Annotated in this window: 20 protein-coding genes and 7 pseudogenes; 11 read left to right on the top strand and 16 right to left on the bottom strand. The window is 61.4% G+C overall.

The features are described from left to right. From QNJ43_RS26055 to QNJ43_RS26045, 3 genes and pseudogenes are all read right to left on the bottom strand, one after another. A pseudogene (locus QNJ43_RS26055) lies at positions 1 to 312 on the bottom strand (hypothetical protein); the annotation flags it as partial. Positions 313 to 659: 347 nt separating this feature from the next. After that, positions 660 to 1,199: a hypothetical protein gene (locus QNJ43_RS26050; RefSeq protein ID WP_300474829.1), complete on the bottom strand. Its 540-nt coding sequence runs from the start codon at positions 1,197 to 1,199 to the stop codon at positions 660 to 662. Next, positions 1,159 to 2,187, bottom strand: coding sequence for a lytic transglycosylase domain-containing protein (locus tag QNJ43_RS26045; RefSeq protein WP_300474827.1), 1,029 nt, complete (start codon positions 2,185 to 2,187; stop codon positions 1,159 to 1,161). The genes QNJ43_RS26050 and QNJ43_RS26045 overlap by 41 nt, the downstream gene beginning before the upstream one ends. A 185-nt stretch (positions 2,188 to 2,372) precedes the next feature. Here QNJ43_RS26045 and QNJ43_RS26040 point away from each other — a divergent pair, with 185 nt between their 5' ends. Together QNJ43_RS26040 and QNJ43_RS26035 are read left to right on the top strand one after the other, a co-directional pair. After that, entirely contained in the window at positions 2,373 to 2,846 is a 474-nt protein-coding gene (locus tag QNJ43_RS26040) for a MaoC family dehydratase (protein ID WP_300474824.1), read from the top strand. 3 nt (positions 2,847 to 2,849) lie between these two features. After that, positions 2,850 to 3,731: a CoA ester lyase gene (locus tag QNJ43_RS26035; protein ID WP_300474821.1), complete on the top strand. Its 882-nt coding sequence runs from the start codon at positions 2,850 to 2,852 to the stop codon at positions 3,729 to 3,731. A gap of 175 nt (positions 3,732 to 3,906) precedes the next feature. On the opposite strand, the gene QNJ43_RS26030 is transcribed toward QNJ43_RS26035, so the two are convergent. Next, entirely contained in the window at positions 3,907 to 4,536 is a 630-nt protein-coding gene (locus tag QNJ43_RS26030; protein ID WP_300474818.1) for a flavin reductase family protein, read from the bottom strand. After that, positions 4,533 to 5,127, bottom strand: a pseudogene (locus tag QNJ43_RS26025) (nitroreductase). The gene QNJ43_RS26030 and the pseudogene QNJ43_RS26025 overlap by 4 nt, the downstream one beginning before the upstream one ends. Positions 5,128 to 5,486: 359 nt before the next feature. Between QNJ43_RS26025 and QNJ43_RS26020 the strand changes: the two are divergent. After that, entirely contained in the window at positions 5,487 to 6,596 is a 1,110-nt protein-coding gene (locus QNJ43_RS26020) for a hypothetical protein (protein ID WP_300474815.1), read from the top strand. A 306-nt stretch (positions 6,597 to 6,902) separates the two neighbouring features. Here the strand turns inward: QNJ43_RS26020 and thrS are convergent, their stop codons facing one another. The 4 genes and pseudogenes from thrS to yidD all read right to left on the bottom strand — a co-directional run bounded on the left by thrS (position 6,903) and on the right by yidD (position 11,850). Beyond that, positions 6,903 to 8,882 (bottom strand): threonine--tRNA ligase, encoded by a 1,980-nt coding sequence (gene thrS / locus QNJ43_RS26015; protein WP_300474812.1) that lies wholly within the window; start codon positions 8,880 to 8,882, stop codon positions 6,903 to 6,905. 140 nt (positions 8,883 to 9,022) lie between these two features. After that, positions 9,023 to 10,496 (bottom strand): annotated as a pseudogene (locus QNJ43_RS26010) (RimK family protein). A gap of 54 nt (positions 10,497 to 10,550) precedes the next feature. Then, a pseudogene (locus tag QNJ43_RS26005) lies at positions 10,551 to 11,492 on the bottom strand (GNAT family N-acetyltransferase/peptidase C39 family protein); the annotation flags it as partial. A 52-nt stretch (positions 11,493 to 11,544) separates the two neighbouring features. Continuing rightward, positions 11,545 to 11,850: a membrane protein insertion efficiency factor YidD gene (gene yidD, locus QNJ43_RS26000; RefSeq protein WP_300474809.1), complete on the bottom strand. Its 306-nt coding sequence runs from the start codon at positions 11,848 to 11,850 to the stop codon at positions 11,545 to 11,547. A 438-nt stretch (positions 11,851 to 12,288) separates the two neighbouring features. Here yidD and QNJ43_RS25995 point away from each other — a divergent pair, with 438 nt between their 5' ends. Continuing rightward, the gene (locus QNJ43_RS25995) at positions 12,289 to 12,567 is read left to right on the top strand and encodes a hypothetical protein (protein WP_300474807.1); all 279 of its coding nucleotides are present in this window, start codon (positions 12,289 to 12,291) and stop codon (positions 12,565 to 12,567) included. Positions 12,568 to 12,613: 46 nt separating this feature from the next. Then, positions 12,614 to 14,323 (top strand): annotated as a pseudogene (locus QNJ43_RS25990) (BCCT family transporter). On the opposite strand, the gene QNJ43_RS25985 reads toward QNJ43_RS25990, so the two are convergent. Both QNJ43_RS25985 and QNJ43_RS25980 read right to left on the bottom strand, forming a co-directional pair. After that, positions 14,288 to 15,505 carry an MFS transporter gene (locus QNJ43_RS25985; protein ID WP_300474804.1) on the bottom strand — a complete coding sequence of 406 codons (1,218 nt, stop codon included), beginning with the start codon at positions 15,503 to 15,505 and terminating at the stop codon, positions 14,288 to 14,290. The pseudogene QNJ43_RS25990 and the gene QNJ43_RS25985 sit on opposite strands and share 36 nt — an antisense overlap. 582 nt (positions 15,506 to 16,087) lie before the next feature. Then, entirely contained in the window at positions 16,088 to 16,558 is a 471-nt protein-coding gene (locus tag QNJ43_RS25980) for an iron-sulfur cluster assembly scaffold protein (protein ID WP_300474801.1), read from the bottom strand. 209 nt (positions 16,559 to 16,767) lie between these two features. Here QNJ43_RS25980 and folE point away from each other — a divergent pair, with 209 nt between their 5' ends. Both folE and hisI read left to right on the top strand, forming a co-directional pair. Continuing rightward, positions 16,768 to 17,406, top strand: coding sequence for a GTP cyclohydrolase I FolE (folE, locus tag QNJ43_RS25975; RefSeq protein WP_300474798.1), 639 nt, complete (start codon positions 16,768 to 16,770; stop codon positions 17,404 to 17,406). Positions 17,407 to 17,446: 40 nt separating this feature from the next. Next, a complete protein-coding gene (hisI, locus tag QNJ43_RS25970) occupies positions 17,447 to 17,905 on the top strand; it encodes a phosphoribosyl-AMP cyclohydrolase (RefSeq protein ID WP_300474795.1) in 459 nt (152 codons plus the stop codon). A 270-nt stretch (positions 17,906 to 18,175) separates the two neighbouring features. Here hisI and QNJ43_RS25965 read toward each other — a convergent pair whose 3' ends face one another. Together QNJ43_RS25965 and QNJ43_RS25960 are read right to left on the bottom strand one after the other, a co-directional pair. After that, the gene (locus QNJ43_RS25965; RefSeq protein ID WP_300474793.1) at positions 18,176 to 18,607 is read right to left on the bottom strand and encodes a CBS domain-containing protein; all 432 of its coding nucleotides are present in this window, start codon (positions 18,605 to 18,607) and stop codon (positions 18,176 to 18,178) included. A gap of 211 nt (positions 18,608 to 18,818) precedes the next feature. Continuing rightward, on the bottom strand, positions 18,819 to 19,700 hold the full coding sequence (locus QNJ43_RS25960; protein ID WP_300474791.1) for a rhomboid family intramembrane serine protease: 882 nt from the start codon (positions 19,698 to 19,700) through the stop codon (positions 18,819 to 18,821). Positions 19,701 to 20,007: 307 nt separating this feature from the next. Here QNJ43_RS25960 and QNJ43_RS25955 point away from each other — a divergent pair, with 307 nt between their 5' ends. Together QNJ43_RS25955 and QNJ43_RS25950 are read left to right on the top strand one after the other, a co-directional pair. Beyond that, the gene (locus tag QNJ43_RS25955; RefSeq protein WP_300474788.1) at positions 20,008 to 20,628 is read left to right on the top strand and encodes a PAS domain-containing protein; all 621 of its coding nucleotides are present in this window, start codon (positions 20,008 to 20,010) and stop codon (positions 20,626 to 20,628) included. Between the two features lie 345 nt (positions 20,629 to 20,973). Further along, entirely contained in the window at positions 20,974 to 21,558 is a 585-nt protein-coding gene (locus QNJ43_RS25950) for a PilZ domain-containing protein (RefSeq protein WP_300474834.1), read from the top strand. Positions 21,559 to 21,624: 66 nt separating this feature from the next. Here the strand turns inward: QNJ43_RS25950 and QNJ43_RS25945 are convergent, their stop codons facing one another. From QNJ43_RS25945 to QNJ43_RS25935, 3 genes and pseudogenes are all read right to left on the bottom strand, one after another. Next, positions 21,625 to 22,161, bottom strand: a complete 537-nt coding sequence (locus QNJ43_RS25945; RefSeq protein ID WP_300474785.1) for a methyl-accepting chemotaxis protein — start codon at positions 22,159 to 22,161, stop codon at positions 21,625 to 21,627. Continuing rightward, a complete protein-coding gene (locus tag QNJ43_RS25940; RefSeq protein WP_300474831.1) occupies positions 22,116 to 22,763 on the bottom strand; it encodes a HAMP domain-containing protein in 648 nt (215 codons plus the stop codon). Before QNJ43_RS25940 ends, QNJ43_RS25945 begins: the two co-directional genes overlap by 46 nt. A 154-nt stretch (positions 22,764 to 22,917) precedes the next feature. After that, positions 22,918 to 23,178: pseudogene (locus QNJ43_RS25935) on the bottom strand (cache domain-containing protein); the annotation flags it as partial. A gap of 509 nt (positions 23,179 to 23,687) precedes the next feature. Between QNJ43_RS25935 and QNJ43_RS25930 the strand changes: the two are divergent. Next, positions 23,688 to 23,990, top strand: a pseudogene (locus QNJ43_RS25930) (transglutaminase-like cysteine peptidase); the annotation flags it as partial. Positions 23,991 to 24,096: 106 nt separating this feature from the next. Further along, positions 24,097 to 24,306, top strand: coding sequence for a transglutaminase-like cysteine peptidase (locus QNJ43_RS25925; RefSeq protein WP_300474782.1), 210 nt, complete (start codon positions 24,097 to 24,099; stop codon positions 24,304 to 24,306). The last annotated feature ends 198 nt before the right edge of the window (positions 24,307 to 24,504 follow it).

Below are 24,504 nucleotides of genomic sequence, written 5' to 3'. Positions count from 1 at the left end.
AGCGAGAGAGAGAGAGAGAGAGAGAGAGAGAGAGAGAGAGAGAGAGAGAGAGAGAGAGAGAGAGAGAGACAGAGAGAGAGAGAGAACGACGTAGCGCGGCGCCCGTTTGCTTTCGGCCAGCGCATCGGCCAAAGCGGCACGCACGGCGGGCGACCTGTCGTCAAGCAGCCAGGTCATCGCGGCTTCCTCTTCCCCGCGCTCGCCGGGTGTCAGATCCGACACCAGAAACGAGCGCGCGAGCGTCTGCGCCGCGTCCGCACGCGGCGCGTCGGGCGCCGTTTCCATCCAGCAAAGAAGTTCGCAGATAAACATGGCAACAATCCGGGCAGAACGACCTTGAACCCTTACCCTGTCAGCCAAGCCTTAAGATTGGGTTCACCATAATCGCGCGTACGCCTTCAGGTTGAAGAGCGCGGGTTTTCCCCGGGAATCGCAAAGGTATCGTTACCGGCCTGGACCAGTACGAATGCCGTGGACAAAAGCTTCGCTCTTTCAGCGTCATCCCGTGCGCGTCGCGGCACGTCAGAGCTGCCGAGCAGATCCGGGATGACGTCGGAGAGTCTTGTTTTGAAAAGCCGAGGTTTGAGAAAGTCGCATTGGCGGCCTTCTCGGCAGATCGGCGACATGATCACGCCGATCCCGCCCCACCGTCGAACCGATCAGGCCGGAGGAACGAGATCCTCCGGTTCCTTGAAGATCCGGTACTTCAGAAACCCGGTGAGATCGAAGGGCTGACCGTCGGGCCTTGTGCCGGGAACCGATGTCGTCGAGGCATCGGTGACCTGCACTTCTTCGCTGGTCTCGGTATTCGAAGAGGAAACAGTGTTCGCCTCGACAGCCGCCTGTAGTCCTTCCGAGCGTGCCCGGAAGGCACTCACGAACGTATCATCGAACCGTTCATCGGCAGAGGTCTGCTCCGTGCGGAACAACGCCAGGAAGGGAGCGGATGCCTCGGTTGCCCGCCATGCGCTGCCGCTGGCAAACAATTCCTCGCCCGAGCTTTCAAAAGCGGTCGTGGTCGCATCCGCCTCGTTCGACACGGTCGCGGTCGTCGCAACGGCTTCCCCGCTTGCAGAGAAGGCCATCACCGGCACTTCTGCCGTTTCCGCCTCCGCCAGTGTCACGGCAGCAGCAGCATCGGACACGATCTCGGGCGTTTCATTGAGAACCGGCTTGGCCGCAGGCGGCAGCGGCGGCATTCCAGACGGCGAATGCGGTCGCCACCGTGATCACCTCATTGGTTTGCGTGCCTGTGGCGGCGGCAACCGTCTGCGCCTGGGCGATCCCGGTGCCCTCGGTCGTCTCATCGGCTGTGGTGGCTGCGGGCATCGCATCGGAGAAGTTTTCGCTCAAAGCGGTCAACGCGTCGGAAAGCACTTCCAAAAGAACCTCGCTCTCCTCAGGCCGATAGTAGCGGCTGGCAATCACCGCGCCGGTGCCGCCGCCGCCCGCATCGGGCACTCCGGCGGCAACGGCAATGGCCTGCGCCTTGGCGACCGGCGTCGGCACGGGCTTGCTGACGGCAGACGGTCGCATATGCTGACGGCAGACGGTCGCATATTCGGTGAGCTCTGGGCTGTCATGCTGGGCGACCAGACTGTCGAGCACATCCGAAACGCTGCGCGCGGAACCGGACTGATCGTAGAAGATCGACTTATTCGCCCGCGCCTGACGCGGAAAGACCTGATCGGCGGCGCGATCGGTATCGTTTTCCGCCATCTGGATCAGCTTGGAGGCTCCGCCCGCGCCCAGGAAGTGGGCGGCATAAAGCTCGCCGTCGGAGGGCTGGCGGTCGAGCTTGTTCTCCATATAGGTGGCGTTTTTGCGCGTGAACTCGCTCGCCATCATGGCGGAGATCTGCGGATCCTTGCGCAGGTTGAGAATCTCGCGACGCCGCGCGGCACTGCTCACCGTGTAGCTGCCGTCCGCGCGCTGCGTGATGTCGTCGGCATACTCACCGAGACCGTGCTTGGCACCCGTGGTCTTCACGGTTTCCAGCCATGTGGATTCGATGAACTGGAAAAGCCCCGTTGCGCTGGACGTGCTCGCCTTGGCATCCGTATCGAAGCTTGATTCGCGCGATGCCATCTTGACCAGATACTCGAAATCGGTTCCGGTCGTGAAACTGGCCGATTGAAAGGTCAGCGCGATGCGAGACGTAATCGAGGGCGTTTCGGCCACTTTCATGACACCCGCCTCCTAGCGGTCCGTTTGGATGGACCTGAGGGCAATTCGCCGATAGCCTCTTGGTTAATTCTTCTTTAACCATCGCTCAAAAATCGTTAACACCACGTTAACTTTCGCCTAGGGCGGAACGCTTATGAAAATGAAATAACGGCGGAAAACCGCCCATGGGAAGGAGACACGGCGCAATGCCCGGATTGCATTTCGAGGAGTTCAAGATCGGCCAGATCATCGACCACACGCTGCGCAGGACGGTGACCGAGGCGGATAACATGCTCTTCTCCAACATAACGCTGAACCTGCAACCCCTGCATATCGACCGCCACTTCTGCGAAACCCAGACGGAATGGGGCCAGCCTCTGGTCAATTCCCTGTTCACGTTGGGGCTGATGATTGGCATTTCGGTGAACGACACCACCATCGGCACCACCATCGCCAATCTCGGCATGAGCGACGTCAAGTTCCCTCACCCCGTCTTTCACGGCGATACGGTCAGCGTCACCACACAGGTCATCACCAAGCGGGAATCGCGCTCGCGCCCGGATGCAGGCATCGTCGAATTCGAGCACAAGGCCTTCAACCAGAAAGGAGACCTTGTCGCCGTGTGCCGGCGACAGGCGTTCATGCGAAAAAAGACCCCCGTGCGAAAGATGGAGGCCTGAGCCATGCGCTCCCTTTTGTTCGTCCCCGGCGACGACACACGCAAACTCATCAAGGGACTGGTCAGCGGTGCCGATGTGATGCTGGTGGATCTGGAGGACTCGGTCGCGCCCGACGCCAAGCAGAAGGCGCGCGAGACCACCCGCTATTTCCTGCGCGATACCATCGCCAAACCCGAGCGCCCGCGCCTCTATGCCCGCGTCAACGCGCTCGATACCGGCATGACGAAAACCGACCTTGACGCGGTGATGGCCTCAGCGCCGGAAGGTATTCTCCTGCCGAAAGCGACGAGCGGACGCGACGTGGAGCGACTGGACGCCATGCTTTCCGTCCATGAGGCGGACCACAACATCAAGGACGGACGCACCAGGATCATCGTTATCGCGACGGAAACGGCCGCTTCGCTGTTCACGCTGGGCACCTATCAGAGCGCAAGCAAGCGGCTTGCGGGCATGGCCTGGGGCGGAGAGGATCTTTCCGCCGATATCGGTTCGACCGTCAACCGCGCCAATGGCGAGTTCACCGAACCCTATCGCTTTGCCCGCAACCTGTGCCTGTTCGGCGCGGTGGCAGCGCAGGTCGCGCCCATCGACACGGTCTACACCAACTTCCGCGATCTCGACGGTCTTCGCGCGGAATGCGAGGAAGCGATGCGCGACGGCTTCACAGCCAAACTCGCCATTCACCCCGCCCAGGTCCCGGTCATCAACGACCTCTTCACCCCCAATGCCGGGGAGATCGAACGCGCCGCCCGCATTGCGGCTGTCTTCGAGGAGGCAGGAGATGCCGGGGTCATCGCACTTGACGGGGAAATGCTCGACCGCCCGCATCTGACGCGAGCCAGAAAGCTGCTCGACCGCGCCCGCCTTGCAGGCGTCTACGCCTGAGAAACCCACTCTCCACCGTTATTGCCCGGCGAAGTCCGGGCAATCCAGCAGGCTGCGGCACATGCGGAGAGCGTTGGATCCCCCAGACGAAGCCGGCGGGATGGCGACGGAGAGGACAGAGAAACGGCATGGCCGGAGAACGACATCACCTCCTCAGCCCATTCCTCCTAGCACCTCAGGCAGCGCCCGACTTCTCGCCCCCACCACCGGCCGGGCGCACCATCTGGAACACTTCGTAGACCACCGAATAATCGCGATAGCCGAACCGTGCCAGCGGGCACAGTTCGGTGATATCGATCAATCCGTCGTGGATAACCGCGTTGTCGATATAGATCGACACGACCTGCCCCAGCACCATCCAGCGATCGGCAAACTTTCCCTCGACATCCTCCAGCCGGATCGTCTGCAGATGCCGGCATTCCAGCGCGATCGGCGCCTCCCCCACCCGCGGCGGTTTGACGACCGAGGAGGCGACCAGCGTCAGACCGGTTTTCTCGAACTCCGAAACGCCCGCCTCGAACGGCGCGGAGCTTTCGTTCATCTGGTCGCGCAAGGCATGGGTGGCGAGATTGCAGACGAACTCGCTCGTCGCCTCCACATTGGCGACCGAGTGCTTCCACCCGATCGACGAGAACATCACGATATGCGGATTGTCGCTCACCGCGTTGAAGAAGCTGTAGGGTGCGAGATTGGCGCGTCCCTCCGCATCGAGGGTTGAAATCCAGCTGATCGGCCGGGGCGACACGATCGCCTTGAAGGGATCGTGTCGCAGGCCGTGTTCATTCTCGATCGCATCGTAATTCACTTAGGCGTTCCTTGCGTCGTGGCGGGGCTCCAGCGGGTCGCCACCGTCTCTACATCCGGGCGCGGCCGGTCGACCGGCTCCTCCTGCGGCGCTCCGATATGGACGAAACCGACCACCTGTTCGTTCTCGCCGATGCCGAACAAGGCCTTGGCCTTCTCGTCATAGGCGAACTATTTGGTCAGCCATTGCGCGGCGAATCCCATCGCATGGACACCAAGTACCAGATTCATGCAGGAAGCCGCAGCGGAAAGCTGCTGTTCCCATTCCGGGATCTTCACGTGAGGTGCGGCGGTGGAGATGACCGCGATCACCAGCGGCGCACGGGAAAGCTGAGTCAATTCCTTTTCGCGCTGTTCCTCGTCGAGATAGGGCTTTTCCTCAAGCCGCAGGGCAAGCAGCGCCTCGCCCGCCTGTTTGCGGACCTCGCCCTCGAACAACACGAAACGCCACGGCTTGAGCTTGCCGTGATCGGGCACCCGCACGGCAATCGACAGCAACGTGGCGATCTGGTCGCTGTCCGGGACCGGGCTCGCCCAGCGCAACAGCGGGAATCGTGCGACGGGAGGTGAGCAGCGATAAAGCGTCGAACATGGATCGTAGAAGCCTTTCATGATCGCGCCCCGAAATCCGGGACTTGCGTCTTCGTGGCGCCCTGCCTTCGCACGTTCGCGAAGGCGACTGCGCCTTCGATGGATTACGTGATCGAAAACAACATTTTAGGATGATTTATCCAGCGCAATGTGAGCGCAACAGCCCAGTCCCTGTCAATGCTTACAGGGCGTTTGAGCGAGTATGGACTTGAAATCACCACCCTTTTGCGGCTGACAGGAAGCGATCCGACTGGTCAAGCGCGGCGCGACAAGGCATAACCGGGCACACATAATTTCAAAAGGAGCGCGAGCACGCGCCGAAAACTCGGAAAAAGGTTGATGGATTTCCGGTCGAGCAGGATGCCCCCGATCTCAGCGCTGGTGCGTTGTGCCGCGAAGACGGCCGCCGGTCTTTTTCTCGCCGTGGCGCTCGCCGCAGCCCTTCCTGCCGTCAGTATTCCCGCCGCCGCGCAGGATGCAGCCCCCATCCCCCCGCTTCCGATCCCCTCGCCCGAGGACAACGCGGCCCCCCCACCTCAGCCGGTGCAGGAAAGCCCGGCCCTGGACCAGCCCTCCCTCGACCTGCTCCTCAACAGCCCGACGATCACCACCTTCCCCCAGGACGCGCTCCCCTACGCTCCGGCAGCCACTCCTGAGACCGGCAAGCCGGATGATCCGGACCAGACCAGCCTCTACATGATGGCCCGTCTGACCAAGAACGGCCCGCTGATCGATTCAGGCCTCGTCTGGCGCGTCTATTCGGAGACCGTGAATGACGACGGCCATCTCGATCTGATCGCCAAGGCCAAGGACGGAGATGCGGAATTCAGGCTCGATTCGGGCACCTACCTCGTCTACACCGCCTATGGTCATTCCGGTGTGACAACGAAGGTCACGGTCGCCCGCGGCCAGACCAGCAAGACGATCGTCCTCGATGCCGGGGGCATCAAGCTCAACGGCGTGGTGTCGAAGGGCGTACCGCTCGATCTCTCCAGGCTGCATTTCGACATCTTCGAGACGGAGTTCGACTCCCGCGGCGAACGCAAACTCGTGGTTCGCGGCGTCAAACCGGGCGCGATCGTGCCGCTGAATGCAAGCACCTACCACGTGGTCAGCCGTTATGGCCGGGTCAACGCGACCGTGCGCGCCGACATCCGTGTGGAAGCGGGCAAGCTGACCGAAGTCACGATCTACCACAACGCCGCCGAAGTGACCTTGAAGCTGGTCAATGAATTCGGCGGCGAGGCCATCGCTAACACCGCCTGGGCCGTCCTCACCTCCAGCGGAGATTCCGTGGTCGAAGGCGACGGCGCGTTCCCCACCTACGTGCTCACCGACGGAAAATATACGGTCGTGGCGCGCAATCAGGGCCGCCTCTTCTCCCGCGAATTCCAGGTCACCCCGGGCCGCAACGCCGAGGTTGAAGTCCGCACCAAGGACGGCAACGCGGCCGGGCTTGCGACTGAATAGAGCGGCGGCTTATTTTTCCGACGGAACCGGTCGAGCAATCGGGAAAAGGGCGCGCGTGCGGCTTGGTCCTGTGTGTGAGTGAGGCCCATCCTTCGAAACGGGCCGGTCGACCCTCCTCAGGATAATGTTGTATGTGTTGATGGTTTCTCACGAAATAACAACACGATAACGTCATCCTGAGGAGCGGTCGCAGACCGCGTCTCGAAGGATCGGCCACACACTCGATACCAGACCACACAGCTCATAACACCGGACATAAAAAAGCGGGCTCAGTGCCCGCTTTTTTCGTTTGTCCATCGAGGATGCTTACTGCACCCGCTTTACGTCCGGCGCCATGGCCTCGTCGCGGAGTGCGGCGACGGCCTCGTCCAGCGTCATCGACGTCTGGTCCTTGGAGCCGAGGCGACGGATATTCACCATCCCCTCTTCCGCTTCGCGCTTGCCGCACACGATGATCACCGGAACCTTGGCCAGCGAGTGCTCGCGGACCTTGTAGTTGATCTTCTCGTTCCTGAGATCGAGTTCCGACTTCAGACCCGCCCGCTTGAGCTTGGCGTGCACTTCGCTCGCATAGTCGTCCGCGTCCGAAGTGATGGTGGTCACCACCGCCCGCAGCGGCGCCATCCACAGTGGGAAATGGCCGGAGAAGTTCTCGATCAGGATGCCGAGGAAGCGTTCCATCGATCCGCAGATGGCGTGGTGGATCATGACGGGCGTCTTCTTCTCGCCGTCGGAATCCACATAGAACGCGCCGAAGCGTTCCGGCAGGTTGAAGTCCACCTGCGTGGTGCCGCACTGCCATTCACGGCCGATCGCATCGCGCAGCGTGTACTCGAATTTCGGCCCGTAGAACGCGCCCTCGCCGGGCAGGATGCCCGTCTTGATACGACCGCTTACGTCGGCCTCGATCTTCTTCAAAACGTCGCGCATGACGTTTTCGGCATGATCCCAGGCCTCGTCCGATCCGACGCGCTTTTCCGGCCGGGTCGACAGCTTCACGACGATCTCGTCAAAGCCGAAATCCTCATAGACCGACAGGATCAGGTCGTTGATCTTCAGACATTCCGCCGCAAGCTGCTCCTCGGTGCAGAAGACGTGGGCGTCATCCTGCGTGAAGCCACGCACGCGCATCAGCCCGTGCATGGCGCCCGACGGCTCGTAGCGGTGCACGACGCCGAACTCCGCCATGCGAAGCGGCAGATCGCGGTAGCTCTTCAGCCCGTGCTTGAAGATCTGGACGTGACCCGGGCAGTTCATCGGCTTCAGCGCGTAGACACGATCGTCTTCGCTTTCGGGATCCGCGCACTGAACGGAGAACATGTTCTCCTTGTACCAGGTCCAGTGGCCCGAGGTCTCCCAAAGCGAGGTGTGCAGCACCTGCGGGGCGTTCACTTCCTCGTAGTCGTCCGCCAGACGGCGACGCATGTAGGAGACGAGGTTCTGGAACAACGTCCAGCCCTTGGAGTGCCAGAAGACGACGCCCGGCCCTTCCTCCTGGAAGTGGAAGAGATCCATCTCGCGGCCCAGCCGGCGATGGTCGCGCTTCTCCGCCTCCTCCAGCATGTGGAGATAGGCCTTGAGCTGCTTCTCGTCGCCCCAGGCGATACCGTAGATGCGGGTCAGCATCGGGTTGTTGGCATTACCGCGCCAATAGGCGCCGGCCACCTTCATCAGCTTGAAGGCCTGCCCGATGCGCCCCGTGGAATCCATGTGCGGACCGCGGCACAGGTCGAACCAGTCGCCCTGACGGTAGATCTTGACGTCCTGATCTTCCGGAATGGCGTCGACCAATTCCACCTTGTAGTCCTCGCCCATCTCGGCGAAGGCCTTCTTCGCCTCCTCGCGCGACCACACTTCCTTGGCGAAGGGCGAGTTCTTCTGGATGAGCTCGCGCATCTTCTTCTCGATCACCGGCAGCTCTTCCGGAGCGAAGGGCCTGTCCTCACCGGTTTCGGGATCTACGCGCTTGAAATCGTAATAGAAGCCGTTCTCGATGACGGGGCCGATGGTGACCTGGGTGCCGGGCCACAGCGACTGCACGGCCTCGGCCATCACATGGGCTGCATCGTGGCGGATCAGTTCCAGCGCACGCGGATCGTCGCGCGTCACGATCTCGATCTTCGCGTCCCGGTCGATCGGGTCAGCCAGATCGCACAGCGCGCCATCGAGCGCTACCGCCACCGCCTTCTTAGCAAGCAACTTCGAGATGCCCTCGGCCACGGCCTTGCCGGTGACACCGGGCTCGAAGCCGCGCACGGAATTATCGAGGAAAGTCAGATGGATCATCTTTTTCTCCTGGCTCACTCCTACAAACGAGGCAGGTAAGCGGGTTGACGTATGGGGATGGGGGATAAGGGTTTCGAGCGCGCGCGTAAAGAGGGGAAAGCCTCACACATGCCACATCCCCCTCACCTCACAAAAGCCCTTCACCCCGAATAATGCTCGTCGAGACGGCGCACGAACCACTGCACGAGCCGGTTCCAGACGAATTCCTTCTCCGCAGCGTCCTCAACCCCGTGTTCCAGGTTCGGGTTGTCGTCGACCTCGATGACCACGCAGCGGCCTCCCGTTTCCTTGATATCGACGCCGTAAAGCCCCGACCCGATCAGACGCGCGGCGCGCACCACATTGTCGATCACCTCCGGCGGCACCTCGTTCAGCGCGCAGGGCTTGAAATCGCCTTCAACCGCCGGTTTGCCCTTCTCGTGATGGATGATCTGCCAGTGCTTCTTGGCCATCATGTACTGACAGACGAACAGCAGCTCACCGTCGAGAACGCCGACGCGCCAGTCGAATTCGGTCGGGCAGCATTCCTGCGCCAGCACCAGGTCGGAATCCTCGAACAGCACCTTCAGCCGCGCCTGCGCGCCGTCGCGGTCCTCGACCTTGAACAGGCCGCGCGAGAACGAGCCGTCCAGGATCTTCAAGACGATCGGATAACCGAGCCGCTCTTCCATCCTCGGCACATCCTTGAGCGAGCTCATGATCACCGTCTTCGGCGTCGGAATGCCGTGCGCCTCCAGCAGTTCGGCGAGATAGACCTTGTTGGTGCAGCGGATCATCGAGACAGGATCGTCGATGACCGGCATTCCCTCCTGCACCGCGCGCTTGGCGAAGCGGTAGGTGTGGTTGTCGATCGACGTCGTCTCGCGGATGAACAGCGCGTCGTAATGGGCAAGCTGGTGGTAGTTGTCCTTGCTGATCTCCACCACTTCCACGCCGTGGCGCTGGGCTATCTTGGCCAGATAGCGCAGCGAGGAGGCAGAGGTGGGCGGTAGCGCTTCCTTCGGATTGCGCAGCACGGCGAGTGCGTATTTGAGCTGCGCCCGGGCCTTCGGCGCACGCCACGACCGGTGGGAATAGACCTCCAGCGACTCGTAGAAGAATTCGCGATCCTCGTCGCCGAAATCGTGGATCGATATGGTTCGAAGGCGATCGATGGTCGCCCACTCGCCGCATTTCACCGTCACCTGGATGAGCGGCGCGCGGAACCAGTCGAACAGCAACCGGGCGAACCGCATGAAACGAGGCTCGCGCACGGAGCCGAAGCAGATCGTGATCCGGAAGGTTCCCTCGTCATACTCCGCTTGACCGCGCAAGTCGCGGTTGAGCGTGTCCTCCAGCTCCGGCAGCGCCACGCGGTTAAAGCGTCTTGCGCGACAGATCCACCATCGTCTCCACATTGGGAATGACGCGGTGGCCGCGCGCGGCCGCCAGCAGCGAGGCGTAATAGCCAGCCCCTTGATAGGTGTAGGAACGGGAAAGATTGACGATGGTGGGATGCGCGCCCCGGAAAAGCCTCGGGCTCGTGATGTATTCGCGCACCGTCATGACCTTGTGCGGGGTCTCCGCGTTTGAAAAATCCTTGGCGTGATCGACAAGGATGACCCATGCGGCCATCAGGCAGCCTTTCTGAGAAGGATCTGAGCCCGGACGCCCGCCGCGTGGCCCCAACGGGGCCATGCGGTCGAATGCGGCATCCGGAATCGGAAGGGAGGAGGAATCCGTGGCGCTCTCGAAACCTTCGTATTCGAGCCACGGATCGTGAATGACGAGATGGCCGGGATCTGCCGCATGGACGATGACCCAATGCGGCTCGCGGCGTCCGAACATCTGGTAGCCGGAGATCAGCACGATCGCGACGGCGCCGTTTCCGATAGCTTTCGCCAGCGCACGGGCCCCAAGCAGCTTGTGGCCGACCGGAATGCCGAGCGCCTCGGCCTCGTTGCGATAGTCCTGCTGGACGATGGTCATGACGCGCTGCTTCTCCGGATCCCGGACCGAATTGAGAAACAGGAATTCGTCGGTGTTGAGGCGAATTTCGACGCCCAGGCCACGCTTTGCGGCAGCCACCGCAAGGCCGTAGGGACTGCAACCGCCAAACCCGGAGGCAAGATAGATCGCCGTCGCCTCGCGCCAGAGCCTCAACTCCAGCGTCTCGTCGAGATCAATCGCCGGGTCGAAATGTTTGAGCGCCATGGCAAGGCACGCAGGCCCGCAGGTGAATTCGGTCGACTGGTTGTAGTACGGCATGCCGGACCGCTTGAGGTCTGCATCGTGCAGCAGCTTCTCGTAGCGCAGCGCCGTTTCCCCGTCCTCGTAGTAGTCCGGCACGCTGCCGCAAGGCCGGTAGCCCGCCCCCACATAAAGCGTGCAGGTCGCCGCGTTGTCGCGTCGAACCTCCAGGCGCAGCACGATGCGCCCGCGCGCCAATGTCGTCTCTTCGCAGGCGGCAAGAAGGCGGCGCGCAACCCCTCGGCCGCGCAAGGCGGGGTCGACGGCTAGTGAATAGAGCCGCGTCAGCCCTGTGCCGGCACGATTGAGCAGCACGGCGGACCCAGCGATCACCCCATCGGCTTCGGCGACAAGAATGTCCGCGCTGTCGACCTTGAGCATGTGACGAAAACTGCACCGGATATGCACGGCGCCGCCCGTCCCGCAGCCCCCCTCAGGACAGATCGATGCGGGTCTTCGGGTCGATATGCCGCCCGGTCCAGTAGCCATATCGCCAGGGCATGTACCAGTGCGCGCTCTTCAGCAGCTCCTTCGGCACCGGATCGTAGCCGCTGGCGCTCAGCGGATTGCACCTCAGGATGCGCACAAGTCCCATCCAGCCGCCAGCCCACAGCCCGAACCGCGTGATCGCCTCCTCCGTGTAGGACGAGCAGGTCGGCTGATAGCGGCACGAGCGCCCGAACAACACGGAAAACGTGAAGCGATAAAAGCGAATGAGCAGGATGGCGATCGTCTTCATGAATCCTCTCAAAGGGCTTCCCCGCCCCACCGGCCGCGCGAACCTCCGCCCGCTTGGGAGAGCTCGCGAAACACCGGCGGACCGCCTTCCCTCGATTATGGCAAATACATGACGACAACAAGATCGGCCCGATTGATTTCCAGCCGATACTTACCTAGGATAATCAAAATACGCTCATAGCATAAATGAATAATAATATAGATTTTTCGTGATATAAAACCCGCTTTCCCTTGCGTTGAAATATATAAGAAAACATATTACGGATAATATCCCATATCCACATGGAACTCGGGACAGATGCGAGCGTTTTAATATACCGGAGACCAGTGCCGCCACACCTTGATCCGGAGAAGGAGTTTCGTGTTCAACAAGATTATGGTTCCCGTGGATTTGGCCCACGCAGATTGACTTGGCAAAGCATTGGAAGCCGCGACCGATTTGTCCAAGCACTATCAGGCGCCCATCCTGTTTGTCAGCATCACCTCCACCCTGCCGGGGCCCGTGGCCCACACGCCGGAGGAATATGCGCAAAAACTCAAGGCCTTTGCCGAAAAGCAGAAGGCCGAGCGCGGGATCGAAGCGGAGGCGCGGACCTACACGAGCCCCGACCCGGCCCGCGATCTCGACACGACCCTGACCCGGGCGATTTGCGGAGAACGGTATCGATCTCGTGGTCATAAGTTCTCATCTGCCCGGCGCGTCCCGCAAGGCCATTGACACCCGACATCGAGAGAAACGCCCGTGAGCGACCAGTCAGCCCTTAATTCCCGACAGCGAAGCCGACGTTATCGAGACTGAGTACAAAATCGGACAGGGCAACGTCCAGCCCCAGATCGGCCCCTTCGGGCTCGACATTCACAACCCTGTCTTTCTGGTCTCCGGCCTCACGATCGTCGCCTTCGTCATTGCGACCCTCGTCTTCCAGAACAGCCTCCGCCCGGCCTTCACCGCCGTGCGCAACTGGCTGACCTCCAATCTGGACTGGTTCTTCCTGTCAGCCGGCAACATCTTCCTCATCGTCTGTCTGGTTCTGATGATCATCACGCCGCTGGGCCGGGTCCGTATGGGCGGCACGGAAGTGGAGCCGGAATATTCCTATTCGGGCTGGTTCGCGATGCTGTTTGCCGCCGGCATGGGCATCGGGCTGATGTTCTACGGCGTGTCCGAACCGATCACCCATTACAGCACCTCCGTGGCCGAGAACGCCGGCACGGCCGATAGCTGGGCCCCGCTTGCAGGCGCGCCCGGAAATGTCGAGGCGGCGGAAAAGCTCGGCATGGCGGCGACCATCTACCACTGGGGCCTGCACCCCTGGGCCATCTACGCCATCGTGGGACTGGCGCTGTTTGCCTATAACAAGGGCCTGCCGCTGACCATGCGCTCGATCTTCTACCCGATCTTCGGCGAGCGCGTCTGGGGCTGGACCGGCCATATCATCGATATTCTGGCCGTCTTCGCCACACTCTTCGGACTGGCGACCTCTCTGGGCTTCGGCGCCTCGCAAGCTGCCGCCGGATTGTATTTCCTGTTCGACGTGCCCAACATCACCACCACGCAGATCGTGCTGATCATCTGCATCACCGGCATGGCGCTGCTTTCGGTGGTCCCGGGTCTCGATGCCGGGGTCAAGCGGCTGTCCGAAATCAACATGGTGCTGGCCGCCGCCCTGCTGCTCTTCGTGCTCTTCGCGGGCCAGACCGTGGCCCTTCTGAAGGGCTTTGCGTAAAATCTCGTGGCTTACGTGCAGTATCCGCCGGTCCTGTCCGAGCCCTTCGGCCGCTCGGATGTCAACTTTAGCCAGGGCTGGACGGCTTTCTACTGGGCCTGGTGGATTTCCTGGTCGCCCTTAGTCGGCATGTTCATCGCCCGCGTCTCGCGCGGTCGCACGGTGCGCGAATTCATCACCTGCGTGCTGCTCACCCCGTCGCTGGTATCCGTCTTCTGGATGTCCGTCTTCGGCGGCGCGGCCGTCGATCTGGTCGTCAACCAGTGCTATCAGGCGATCACCGAGGCCGACCTTCCGCTGAAGCTCTTCGTGATGCTGGAGCAACTGCCCCTGCACCAGATCTCCTCCTTCATCGGGATCGTGCTGGTGGTCGTCTTCTTCGTCACCTCCTCCGACTCCGGATCGCTGGTGATCGATACGATCACCGCCGGCGGCAAGGTGAAAGCCCCCACTCCGCAGCGCGTCTTCTGGGCGAACTTCGAGGGACTGGTCGCAATCGCGCTGCTGCTGGGCGGCGGATTGACGGCGCTTCAGGCGATGGCCGTCTCCACAGGCTTCCCCACGATCGTGCTGCTTCTGACCTGCTTATGCGATCATTCAGGGTCTACGCAGCGAGCGTCAGGTCGTCAAGGAAGCCGCGGCTGCCGAATAGGCAAGGCGGCTCAATCAGAACAGACGAAAAGGGCGGCTCCTGAGGGGCCGCCCTTTTCGTCAGGCATCCGGCACACGCTCCAGGCTCAAGCATAGGCAAGCGGACGGGAGCGCAGAAGTTCCACCGCGACAAGCACGCCGAGCGCCGCCGCAATCCAGCCCATCAGGAAAACGCTCCTGTAGCCCATATGGTCCGCAAGCAGACCGGCGACCGGCCCGGTAAGACCGTAGGCAAGATCCTGAAACGCCGAGAATCCTCCCCCCGAGCGCCGTTCCGCGAAGATGCGGCGGCACGATACGGACCACCTCTCTGCCGACCCCGGGAAAGACCGGCGAACATCCAAGCCCCGTCATGAAAGCGCCCACGAAGGCAAAGGCCGGCTCGGGAGAAAACCAGATCAGGCATTGCCCCACCATTTCCACGATCAGCGAGACGATCGCAACGCGCAAGCTCCCGATGCGGTCAGGCAGCCCGCCGAAGAGAATCCGCACCAGAACGAAACCGACGCCGAAGGCGGTCAAACCAAACCCGGCGCCCACCCAATCCTGGTCGTGGAAGAAGAGGGAGAAAAAAGCGCCGATCGCGGCAAAGCCGATCCCCTGCAATCCGACGATGGCGCCGTGCGTCTTGATCGTGTCGAGCACCTTCCAGAAGCTCGGCTGCTCGGCAGCCGTTTTCCCGGCAACGCCCGGCAGCAGCATCAGCCCCCCGATCCCGATGATCGGCAGAACAGCCGCCACCGCCATGGTTCCGGCAAAGCCCCAATGATCGAACAAAGCGATACCGAGCGGACCGCCCGCGGCAAAGCCGCCGTAAAGCGCAGCGCCGACAAACGCCATGACCCGCCCGGACTGTTCCGGCCCGGTAATCTCGATACCCCAGGTATTGAGCGCCACGCCGACAAAGTTCTCGCCAAGGCCGATCACCAGACGCCCGGCGACGAGCACCCAGAAGGACAGCTCCGGCGTTGCCGACAGCAGTCCCACAACCAGCGAGACCAGCGCCCCGCCCGCATAGCAGCCAAGCCCGATCATTGCGACCCGCTTTGCCCCGCCCTGATCGGCGAAAATACCTGCGCGCCCGCGGCTAAGGATCGTTGCCAGGAAGACGATGCCAACGGCGAATCCCGCCCAGGCATTGCTCATCCCGAGCGTGCCGCTCACCTCGAGCGGCACCACCGGCAACGACATGGCAACACAGAGATAGGAGACGAACAGAATGATGGAGAGATAGTAGAGACGGAACGTTCGCGACCGTCCTTTGAGCGGTGAGACCATGCTTGTTCTCCAAGATAGGCCCCGGTCAGCTTGTTCTCCAAGATAGGCCCCGGTCAACGATCACAAAAAGACGCACTCCGATCGCCGGGGATCGTTGAGTGCGTTGGTTGACGTTAAACGCTTACGGCCGATTCGGTCACCAACGCCCTTGACCTAGTGTCAATCGGCTCCGCTGTCAACCTGGTGCTGTGCAAAGAGCCCGATGCGTGAGGAACGCAGGTCCACCGGATCTGCAGACGATTTCCAGATTTCCGGGGCATTCGCCCCACTGTCCGGATCCCTGCCTCCGAGTACGGCCGCCCGGTTAGAGTCCCGCCCCCTATTCAATCTCTCCGGCATCATCCCGGACGCGATGCGGCACGCCAGTGCTGCTGTGCAGACCCGGGATCCCAAGCCGCAGACACCGAGGGTAGATCCCGGATCTGCGAAACGTCACTGCGTGCCGCATCGCGTCCGAGATGACGCCAGAAAGCCTGAGACTGAGACCGAGCCTGAGCCTGAGCCTGAGCCTGAGCCTGAGCCTGAGAAAGCAGCAAACCACACATCAAAGCCACTTGCGCTCTCGCTCCGTCGCGTTTCTCGTCAGGCGCCGAACACAGGCGCCGTTTCGTCCGCGCCCTCGCCTTGCCGTGCGAGGATCTGGTCGACGGCATCGACGGTCGCCTCGAAGGTTAGCATGGTGGAGGCATGCCGGGCCTTGTAGTCGCGCACCGGTTTCAGAACATTGCATTCCTCGAACCGGCCTTCCAGCGGCGTGCCGTTTTCCTTCAGCATGGCGCGCATGGCGTCGCGCACATCGTGCAACTCCTGCACCGTTGCGCCGATCACATGACGCGCCATGATGGAGGACGACGCCTGTCCCAAAGCGCAGGCCTTCACATCGTGGGCGAAGTCGGTCACAACGCCGTTTTCCATCTTCACATCGACGACGACGGTGGATCCGCACAACTTGGAGTGGGCCTTGGCCGTTGCGTCAGGCGCCTCCAACCGTCCCAGTTTCGGGATGTTGCCCGCCAGCTCGAGGATCCGGCGATTGTAAATATCGTCAGTCATATCAGTCTCGAAATCATCCTCACCTTCACATGAGGATATGGCCGTCTATATAGGGGAGCCGCGCGGTCCCGTCGCATGTCACATCAATGCCACGCCAACCGCTTCTCCTTCTCCGCGTCATTCTCTATATAAGGATGCGGTCGGCATATAAGGATGCGGTCGGCCCCGGTCACCCGGGTGCCTCACGAACCGACATTGAGAGGTCCACTATGGACGCCGTCGTCAACGCCGCCAAGAACAACAAAGAAACCGCCGGAAAGCAGGAAAAGGCCGTTCCCGGCGATCGCCCCACCCGCGCCCAGGTCGAGGAGGCGGTGCGCACGCTGCTCGCCTATATCGGCGAGGACGTCACCCGCGAAGGGCTCATCGAGACGCCGCAACGCGTCATCCGGGCCTATGAGGAATTTTATCGCGGCTATAGCGAGAGCGCGGAGGAGCATCTCGGCACGACCTTCGACGAGGTCAACGGCTACGATGATATCGTGCTCCTGCGCGATATTCCCTTCTATTCCCATTGCGAGCACCACATGGTGCCCTTCGTTGGCCGCGCCCACGTCGCCTATTTCCCGGACGGCGGCGTCGTCGGCCTGTCGAAACTCGCCCGCGTGATCGATGTCTACGCCCGCCGGTTGCAGACCCAGGAAAACCTGAGCGCACAAATCGCCGCCGCCATCGACGGTGCCCTGAAGCCCCGCGGCGTCGCCGTGCTGCTGGAAGCGGAACACCAGTGCATGTCCCTGCGCGGCGTACAGAAGGCGGGCGTGACGACCGTGACGACCCGCTTCACCGGCATCTTCCGCACCGACCCGGCCCAGCAGGCCCGCTTCATGTCGCTGGTGCGTGGTTGAGAGCCCGCGTTTTCCCCTCTTCCGGACAAGAAGTAACCGCATGACCGAAACACGCTTCGCCCCCCAGATCGACAAGACCGAAACGGAAAAGGGCACAATCCTGCGCCCGAAATTCGATACCGACGGTCTTGTCCCAGCCATCGTCACCGACGCCGACACGAGCGAAGTGCTGGTGCTCGGCTACATGAACGAAGGCGCGCTGGCGCGCACCATCGAGGAGGGCGAGGCCTGGTACTGGAGCCGCTCGCGTCAGGAATACTGGAAAAAGGGCGCAACTTCCGGCCAGGTACAGACCGTCGTGGAGATGCGCACCGACTGCGATCAGGACGCGATCCTGATCAAGGTGCGCGTCGCGGGCAACGGAGCGACGTGCCATGTCGGCTATCGCTCCTGCTTCTACCGCACGGTGGAACTGGGCAAGCCCGCAACCGACAAGACCGTGCTGAAGACGGTCGAAACGCGCGTCTACGACCCGAAGGACGTTTACGACAAGGCGTGAAGGGGGCGGATCGCGGTATTATTCGCTTGTATTCCGGGAAAACGATACAAGCACGACTGTCATCCCCGCGCAGGCGGGGATCCAGCACCCCATGAGGGTTACGTTTAAATCAGTGAGCGAAATCAGGTTGTTACTGGATCCCCGCCTGCGCGGGGATGACAGTCAGGAGCAAAACGTGCCCATTTCGGGCCGAACTTTGAGGTCGCCCGAAGAACTGTTTCAACGGACGGGCGAGACGCCCGGCCACGCCACCTCGAAATCGCGGTCCCCTCACGCCATGGCGATATAGGAGCGCATCTCCTCCGCCTCGCGTTCGACCTGCTCGATCCGCCACTTCACCACGTCGCCGATGGAGATGACCCCGACGATCCGGCCCGACCGCATCACCGGCAGATGACGGAAGCGGCCCTTTGTCATGCGCGCCATCGCCCGGTTGACGGTGTCGTCCTCCAGACAGGTCTCCACCTTTGCGGTCATGAACTCCGAGGTCGGGCGTTGCAGCGCCGCCGGACCATTGCGGCCGATCGCGCGCACCACGTCGCGTTCCGACAGGATTCCGGTGATGTCGTCACTCTTGTCGAGCACCATCACCGCGCCGATCCGATGCTCCTCCAACAGAACGCACACATCCGCCAGGATCGCATCGGGCTGCGTCGAGACGATCGTATTGCCCTTTTCATTCAAGATAGCGCCGACTGTCATAGCTTCCTCCAACTCCCGCTCCAATCCGAAGCCGCCACCTCAATGCGGCGGACGATGCGCAAATACGTGAGACTTCGGGCCGGGGCCCGCTTCAATGATTTCCCGACGACACAATATCGAAAGCCGCCGTTAGGTAAGGATTGTCTCAAAAAAGAGCGCGCTCGTGAACAGGATTGTCACGGACTTGCAGAATCAGGCGCATCTTCCCCGTTCAGCGACGGCGCAGCACGGGATCGAACAGCGAGAACAGGGCAAGTCCGGCGACGAATCCCCCAATATGCGCCTCCCAGGCGATCGTCGGCGCATTGCCGCCCATCGGCAGCGACCCGAGACCGAAGACCAGGTTCACCGCGAACCACACGCCCAGGAAGACCAGCACCTGTTTGTTGGAAAGGGCTGCGGCCAGCGAGATGGCAGGCTGGCGATAGGCGGAAAGGTGATGCCCGCGCATCATGTCGAGCGGCCCGCCGTTGTCGAAGGCGAAACGCGCAACCGCCGCCATATGGCCTGAAATGGCAGCCGAGGCACCGACCACCGGCACGACCTCCCCGAAATGGGTCGCCAGATGCAGCGCCGCGCCTGCGATCGCCGTGGCAGCGGAGAACCCGAGGAAACGCGCAGGCCCGAACCGGCGCGCCAAGGCGGAGCCGAACACCGCCAGCCAAAGGCAGTTGAAGGCCAGATGCGTGAACGAGCCGTGCAGGAAAGCATAGGTCACGAAGGTCCACACCATCGCCCCCTCCCAGCCCGGCAGGCTCGCCCCGCCCAGCGCATGGCTCAGAACCTCCGGCGAGGCATAGCGCAGCGGCAGGAAGGAGAAGGTCAGCAGGAACTCGAAATCCGTCTGCTGCGACAGGACGAAGACGCGCACCAGATGAACGCCCACCAGAACGGCGATCAGCCCCACGACGACGCCCGGCAGATTGAACAGCGGCTCGCGCGCGGGCTCGTGCCTGAATCCGGATCCGCCACCGGTCGGCCCACAGTCCCAGCCCGCGGGACGCCTGGACGGCCCGTCGTCCGACTCGGAATCGGAACGGGAAAGCGGATCGGTCGGGCCCTGCATGAACGGCAGCTCCAAGATTGTCGGCACGCTCTCACGCGGAGCGTCCGAACAGGATGTTCCTCCCCACTTAGGGGCGCTTGGCCCCCGAAACAAATCCCGCGCCCCTCCCCGCTCGTAGAACTGTCCACAGCCGGGCCCGGTTGTTAACCATAATGACAGGTAAACCCGCCGCAATTGGTGTCCAAAATGGTGCTGGCATGTAACCTGCTCTTAACCATTTCAGAGCGCCGCCGAGTCCCGCAATGACCGGCAAACCGGCCCATCCCGGGACAGCCCGTGGGACACGGGATTTGACGGTGCCGAGGAATGGGTATTTCGAGTGAGGCATCAAGAAATGAAACATGCCACGACGCAGGCGCTCTACGGTTATTGGAACCGACTCCGCGGATCCAAACCTGCGCCCGAGCGCAGCGAGATAGAACCGGGCGACATCCGCACGATTCTCGGTGACACGTTCATTCTCGAAGCCTTGGGGGACGAAGGCTATCGCTTCCGCCTCGCTGGAACCCGCATGTGCGCCGCCTATTGCCGTGAACTGAAGGGTCGCGATTTTCTTCGCATGTGGTCCGACAAGGACCGCGAGGCGATGGAGACGATGCTGCAGACCATCACCAACGACGCGGCTGCCGCCGTGCTCGGCGTGGAGAGCCGCACCGACCGTGGCCAGAGCGTCGATCTGGAGATCCTGCTGCTGCGCATGCGCTATCAGGGCTACGCCCGCATCCTGGGAAGCTGTGCCATGATGGAAAAGCCCTACTGGATAGGGATCCATCCGGTCGTCTCCCAGTCCATTTCCAGCCTGCGGCTGATCTGGCCGGACGAGCAGCCCTTCTTCCTGCGCAAGGTCAATGCCGGTCGGGAAGGCCATGCCGTCGCGCCCGCGTCGCATCTCGCCTATCGCCGCGTCGGTCATCTGACTGTCTATGAAGGCGGGAAAAACCAGCCCGAGGCCTGAGACCGCAGGCATCGGTAATGCACACAGCTCGCAAAATCGTCGAGACGATTTTGCGAGCTGTGTGCCCCTCGAAATCCCTTGTCTTTTTTACCGTGACACCGAGTTACAGCCGCGTTTCGTTCATGTTTGCCGCAAGGGCAATATGACGGAATACGGCAAAATACCAATTATTGACGAGATTCGCGAGCGATCTAACCGGTTGTTAACGTCGCTGGACCTAGGCTAGCCGACGCGAACGCCCATACGCAAAAACGGAGCGGCGGTCGAAGAGGAGAGAATTCCCAGATGGCGCCCGCTCATGCCACCGTTGCCCATGAGGCCTCAAAAACTCCAGCCAACGGCCGGATGGTTCAATTCGCCGGGAAAACGCCTGACAAGCGGCGCTTCCAACGCGTCAAGGTCAGCCTGCTCGGGCGTTTCATGCTCGAAAACAAGTGCGAATATCCCTATCAGGTGATCAACATGTCGCCCAGCGGCGCGGCGGTCGTCGCGCCTGTGACGACCGGAGAGGGCGAGCGCATCATCGCCGATATCGGCCGCATCGAGGGCAATGTGGTGCGCACCTTCGAAGGCGGCTTCGCCATGACCGTCAACGCCACGCCGCGCAAGCGCGACAAGCTGGCCAACCAGTTGACCTGGCTCGCCAACCGGCATGAACTGAACCTTCCCGAAGACTGCCGTCACGAGCGTTTCGCGCCCGAAGAATCGGTTTCGCGCATCACGCTGGCGGACGGGCGCGAATATACCTGCCGCGTCATCGACGTCTCGCTCTCGGGTGCGGCCCTCGCCACCACGGTCAAGCCGACCATCGGCACGCCCATCACGCTGGGCAAGATGCGCGCACGGGTCGTGCGCCATACCGAGGAAGGCATCGCGGTCGAGTTCGCAGCCGTTCAAGATATCGAACTGGTCAAGAACCAGATCAGCTGACACTCAGCGCCGGTTCCCACGAGACCCTCAAGCGTCGCGGATAGCCCGCGCGCTCACGCAGCATCGTTAAGCGCGCACTTTCTGCAGGAATTCCGAGATCTCGCTGCGCAGGCGCCGCGCATTCTCCTCCAGTTGACGGGCGGAGCTGTCGACCATCTGCGCGGTATGCCGGGTCGTCTCCGCCGCGCTCGCCACTTCGCCGATATTGGTCGTCACCGCCGTCGTTCCACTCGACGCATCGACCGCACTCGACGCGATTTCCGAGGTCGCGGCCCCCTGCTCTTCCACTGAGGCCGAGATGGAGGAGGAAATATCGTTCATGTTGTCGATGACCTGCGAGACGGAAGAAATCGCGCTCACCGCAAACGAGGTTTCCGTCTGAATGGCGGAAATCTGACTGGAGATCTCCTCCGTCGCCTTGGAGGTCTGGCTCGCCAGATCCTTCACCTCTGCGGCAACCACCGCAAATCCCTTGCCTGCCTCTCCCGCGCGCGCAGCCTCGATGGTCGCGTTCAGCGCCAGCAGGTTCGTCTGCTCGGCAATAGCCTGGATCAGCGTCACCACCTCGCCGATGCGGATGGACGTTTCGTTGAGACCGTCCATGCGCTCCCGCGTTGCACCGGCCTCACGCGCGGCCTAGGATGCGATCTAGGACGAGTCTGTGTCTGGCGACGGATCTCTCCGATCGAGGTCGACAGTTCCGCCGCCGCGGCCACCGTGCGCACGTTGCTCGATGCCTGCTCTGATGCGCTGGAGACGCACTCGCTCTGTTCGGTCGTGCGTTCCGCTCCCGCCGTCATCTCGTTCGAGGCATCGCGCAACTGTTGCACGGAGGTTTCGATCACCTCCATCATCGAGGTGATCTGGCTGTCGAAGGCGACTGAAATCCGCTGCACTTCCTCGCCGCGCCGCGCCATGTTCTCCCGCTGCTCCGTCTCCAGCTGCTTGCGCGTCTGCTCGTTGCTAACGAAAACCTCCATCGCCTTTGCCATCTTGCCGATCTCGTCGGCCCGCTCGCTCCCGGTGATCTCGATATCGCTGTTGCCCTTGGCAAGCGCATCCATGTTCTCAGTCAGCGCCGAAACGGGACGCGTGATGCTGCGCAGAACCGTCACGGCGATCACCAGCGCCACGACGGCGCCCGCAAACGCGATGCCGAGAATCAACATGGCCTGCTTCCAGAAGGCGGCGATCAGGTCGTCCACATAGACGCCCGTGCCGATCACCCAGCCCCACGGCGCGAAAGGCTCCACCCAGCCGTATTTCGGAATGGCGTTGTCCTCTCCCGCGTGCGGCCAGCATGTAGCTCAGCAACTCGCCGCCTTCCTGGGCAAGCCGCACGAGTTCGGCCACCACCCGCACGCCGTTGTCATCGACCAGCCCCAGCAGATTCTGTCCGACGAGTTTCTCCGTCGCATGAACGAGTGTGTTCCCCTGTCCGTCGAAAACGTAGACGTAGTTGTCGCCGTCGTAACGCATGTCCGCGATGGCTACCTTGGCCCGCTGCTGGGCTTCGGCCTCACTCATTTCGCCGCGCTGGGCGAGTGCATGAAACTTCTTGGAGATACCGGCCGCCGTCTCGGATATCGACCGCACGCGCCGACTGCGTTCGGACAGCATCTCGTCATAGAGCGTATTGAGGCTTGATAAACGCAATCCCGATCGAAAACACGAAAATGACGAGCACCGGGATACTGACTTTCCAAGCCAACGGGAGACGTGCGATGAACTGCATGTCCGACACCTCACAATTTTGATGCGTACAGATAAGAGCCGGCTTCTAAACAAACCGTAATATAATTGCATTTTCATATATTATTAAATTTATTAAAATCACTAATAACTAATATTAATTGCATTATGGGAAATTCATTACGAATATTACATACAGTTTTTCTACTTATATTAGAATTCCACCTTCTATATTGGACTTTCAACCGCCGCGCTGCGCTCTGCAAATATCGATAAAATTTGTATTGAATTTTAATAAATATTTCTGAAAATTCAAATAAAAAAATATAATTAATTTATTTTTTATATAAAATTATATTCTATTTATATCTTAAAGATTAGCGTGACATAAAAATCCATTTTCTACTGTCAAACGAATCAAACAGAGACGGTTTAACATGAAGTATGGGGAAATTATATTTGAGACTGCGGCTGTACTCGTTTTCAGCATCAGCTTGACCATGTCAGGGTCGGCTGCGGAAGGACGGGAACCTTTCATGCATACGAGCGGTGCGACCACCGCTCCGGTGGGGCATGTCGAATTCTGCAAGCATTGGCGCGGGGAGTGCGGCGTGACCGCGAAGCGCCCGCAACTGATGCCGTTGAGCCGTGCGCGCTGGGACGAGCTGCTCAAGGTCAACACATCGATCAATCAGCTGATCAGGCCGGTTTCCGACGAAGACCTCTACCATCGCGCGGAAGTGTGGACCTATCCCATCGATGCCGGCGACTATGAGAATTTCGTGCTGCTGAAGCGCCGGGGCCCTGATCAAGCGCGGCTGGCCCGCATCGGCCCTTCTGATCACGGTGGCGCGCGACATGGACGGCGGGGGACATGCCGTACTGACCGTTCGCACGGACCGCGGCGACCTCGTGCTCGACAATCAGATAGAGGCAGTGCTGCCCTGGTATCGCACCCCCTATCGCTACATCAAACGGCAGTCAGAAACGAATGCGGGTCGCTGGACCCGGATCAACGACGACCGCGTCGGCGCCGTTGCGAGCATTACGCGCTGAAAAACTTTTCGCTCAGGCGTCAGCGCCTGACGGGCGAACCTGAACAATGAACGGGCAATACGCCTTGCGCGAGGGACGGCGTGCTCATTGCCCATCGGTAGACATCGAAACCGCATAACTTGGTCACTTCCCCCGTCCCGTCCCCAGACCGGTTATGCGTAGGCCGGCCCGCCTCCCCCAAGGCGGGCCGGCCCCCAT

The sequence above is a fragment of the Breoghania sp. genome (assembly GCF_030066895.1).
Taxonomy (GTDB): Bacteria; Pseudomonadota; Alphaproteobacteria; order Rhizobiales; family Stappiaceae; genus Breoghania.
This window is presented reverse-complemented; position numbering and strand designations above follow the sequence as displayed.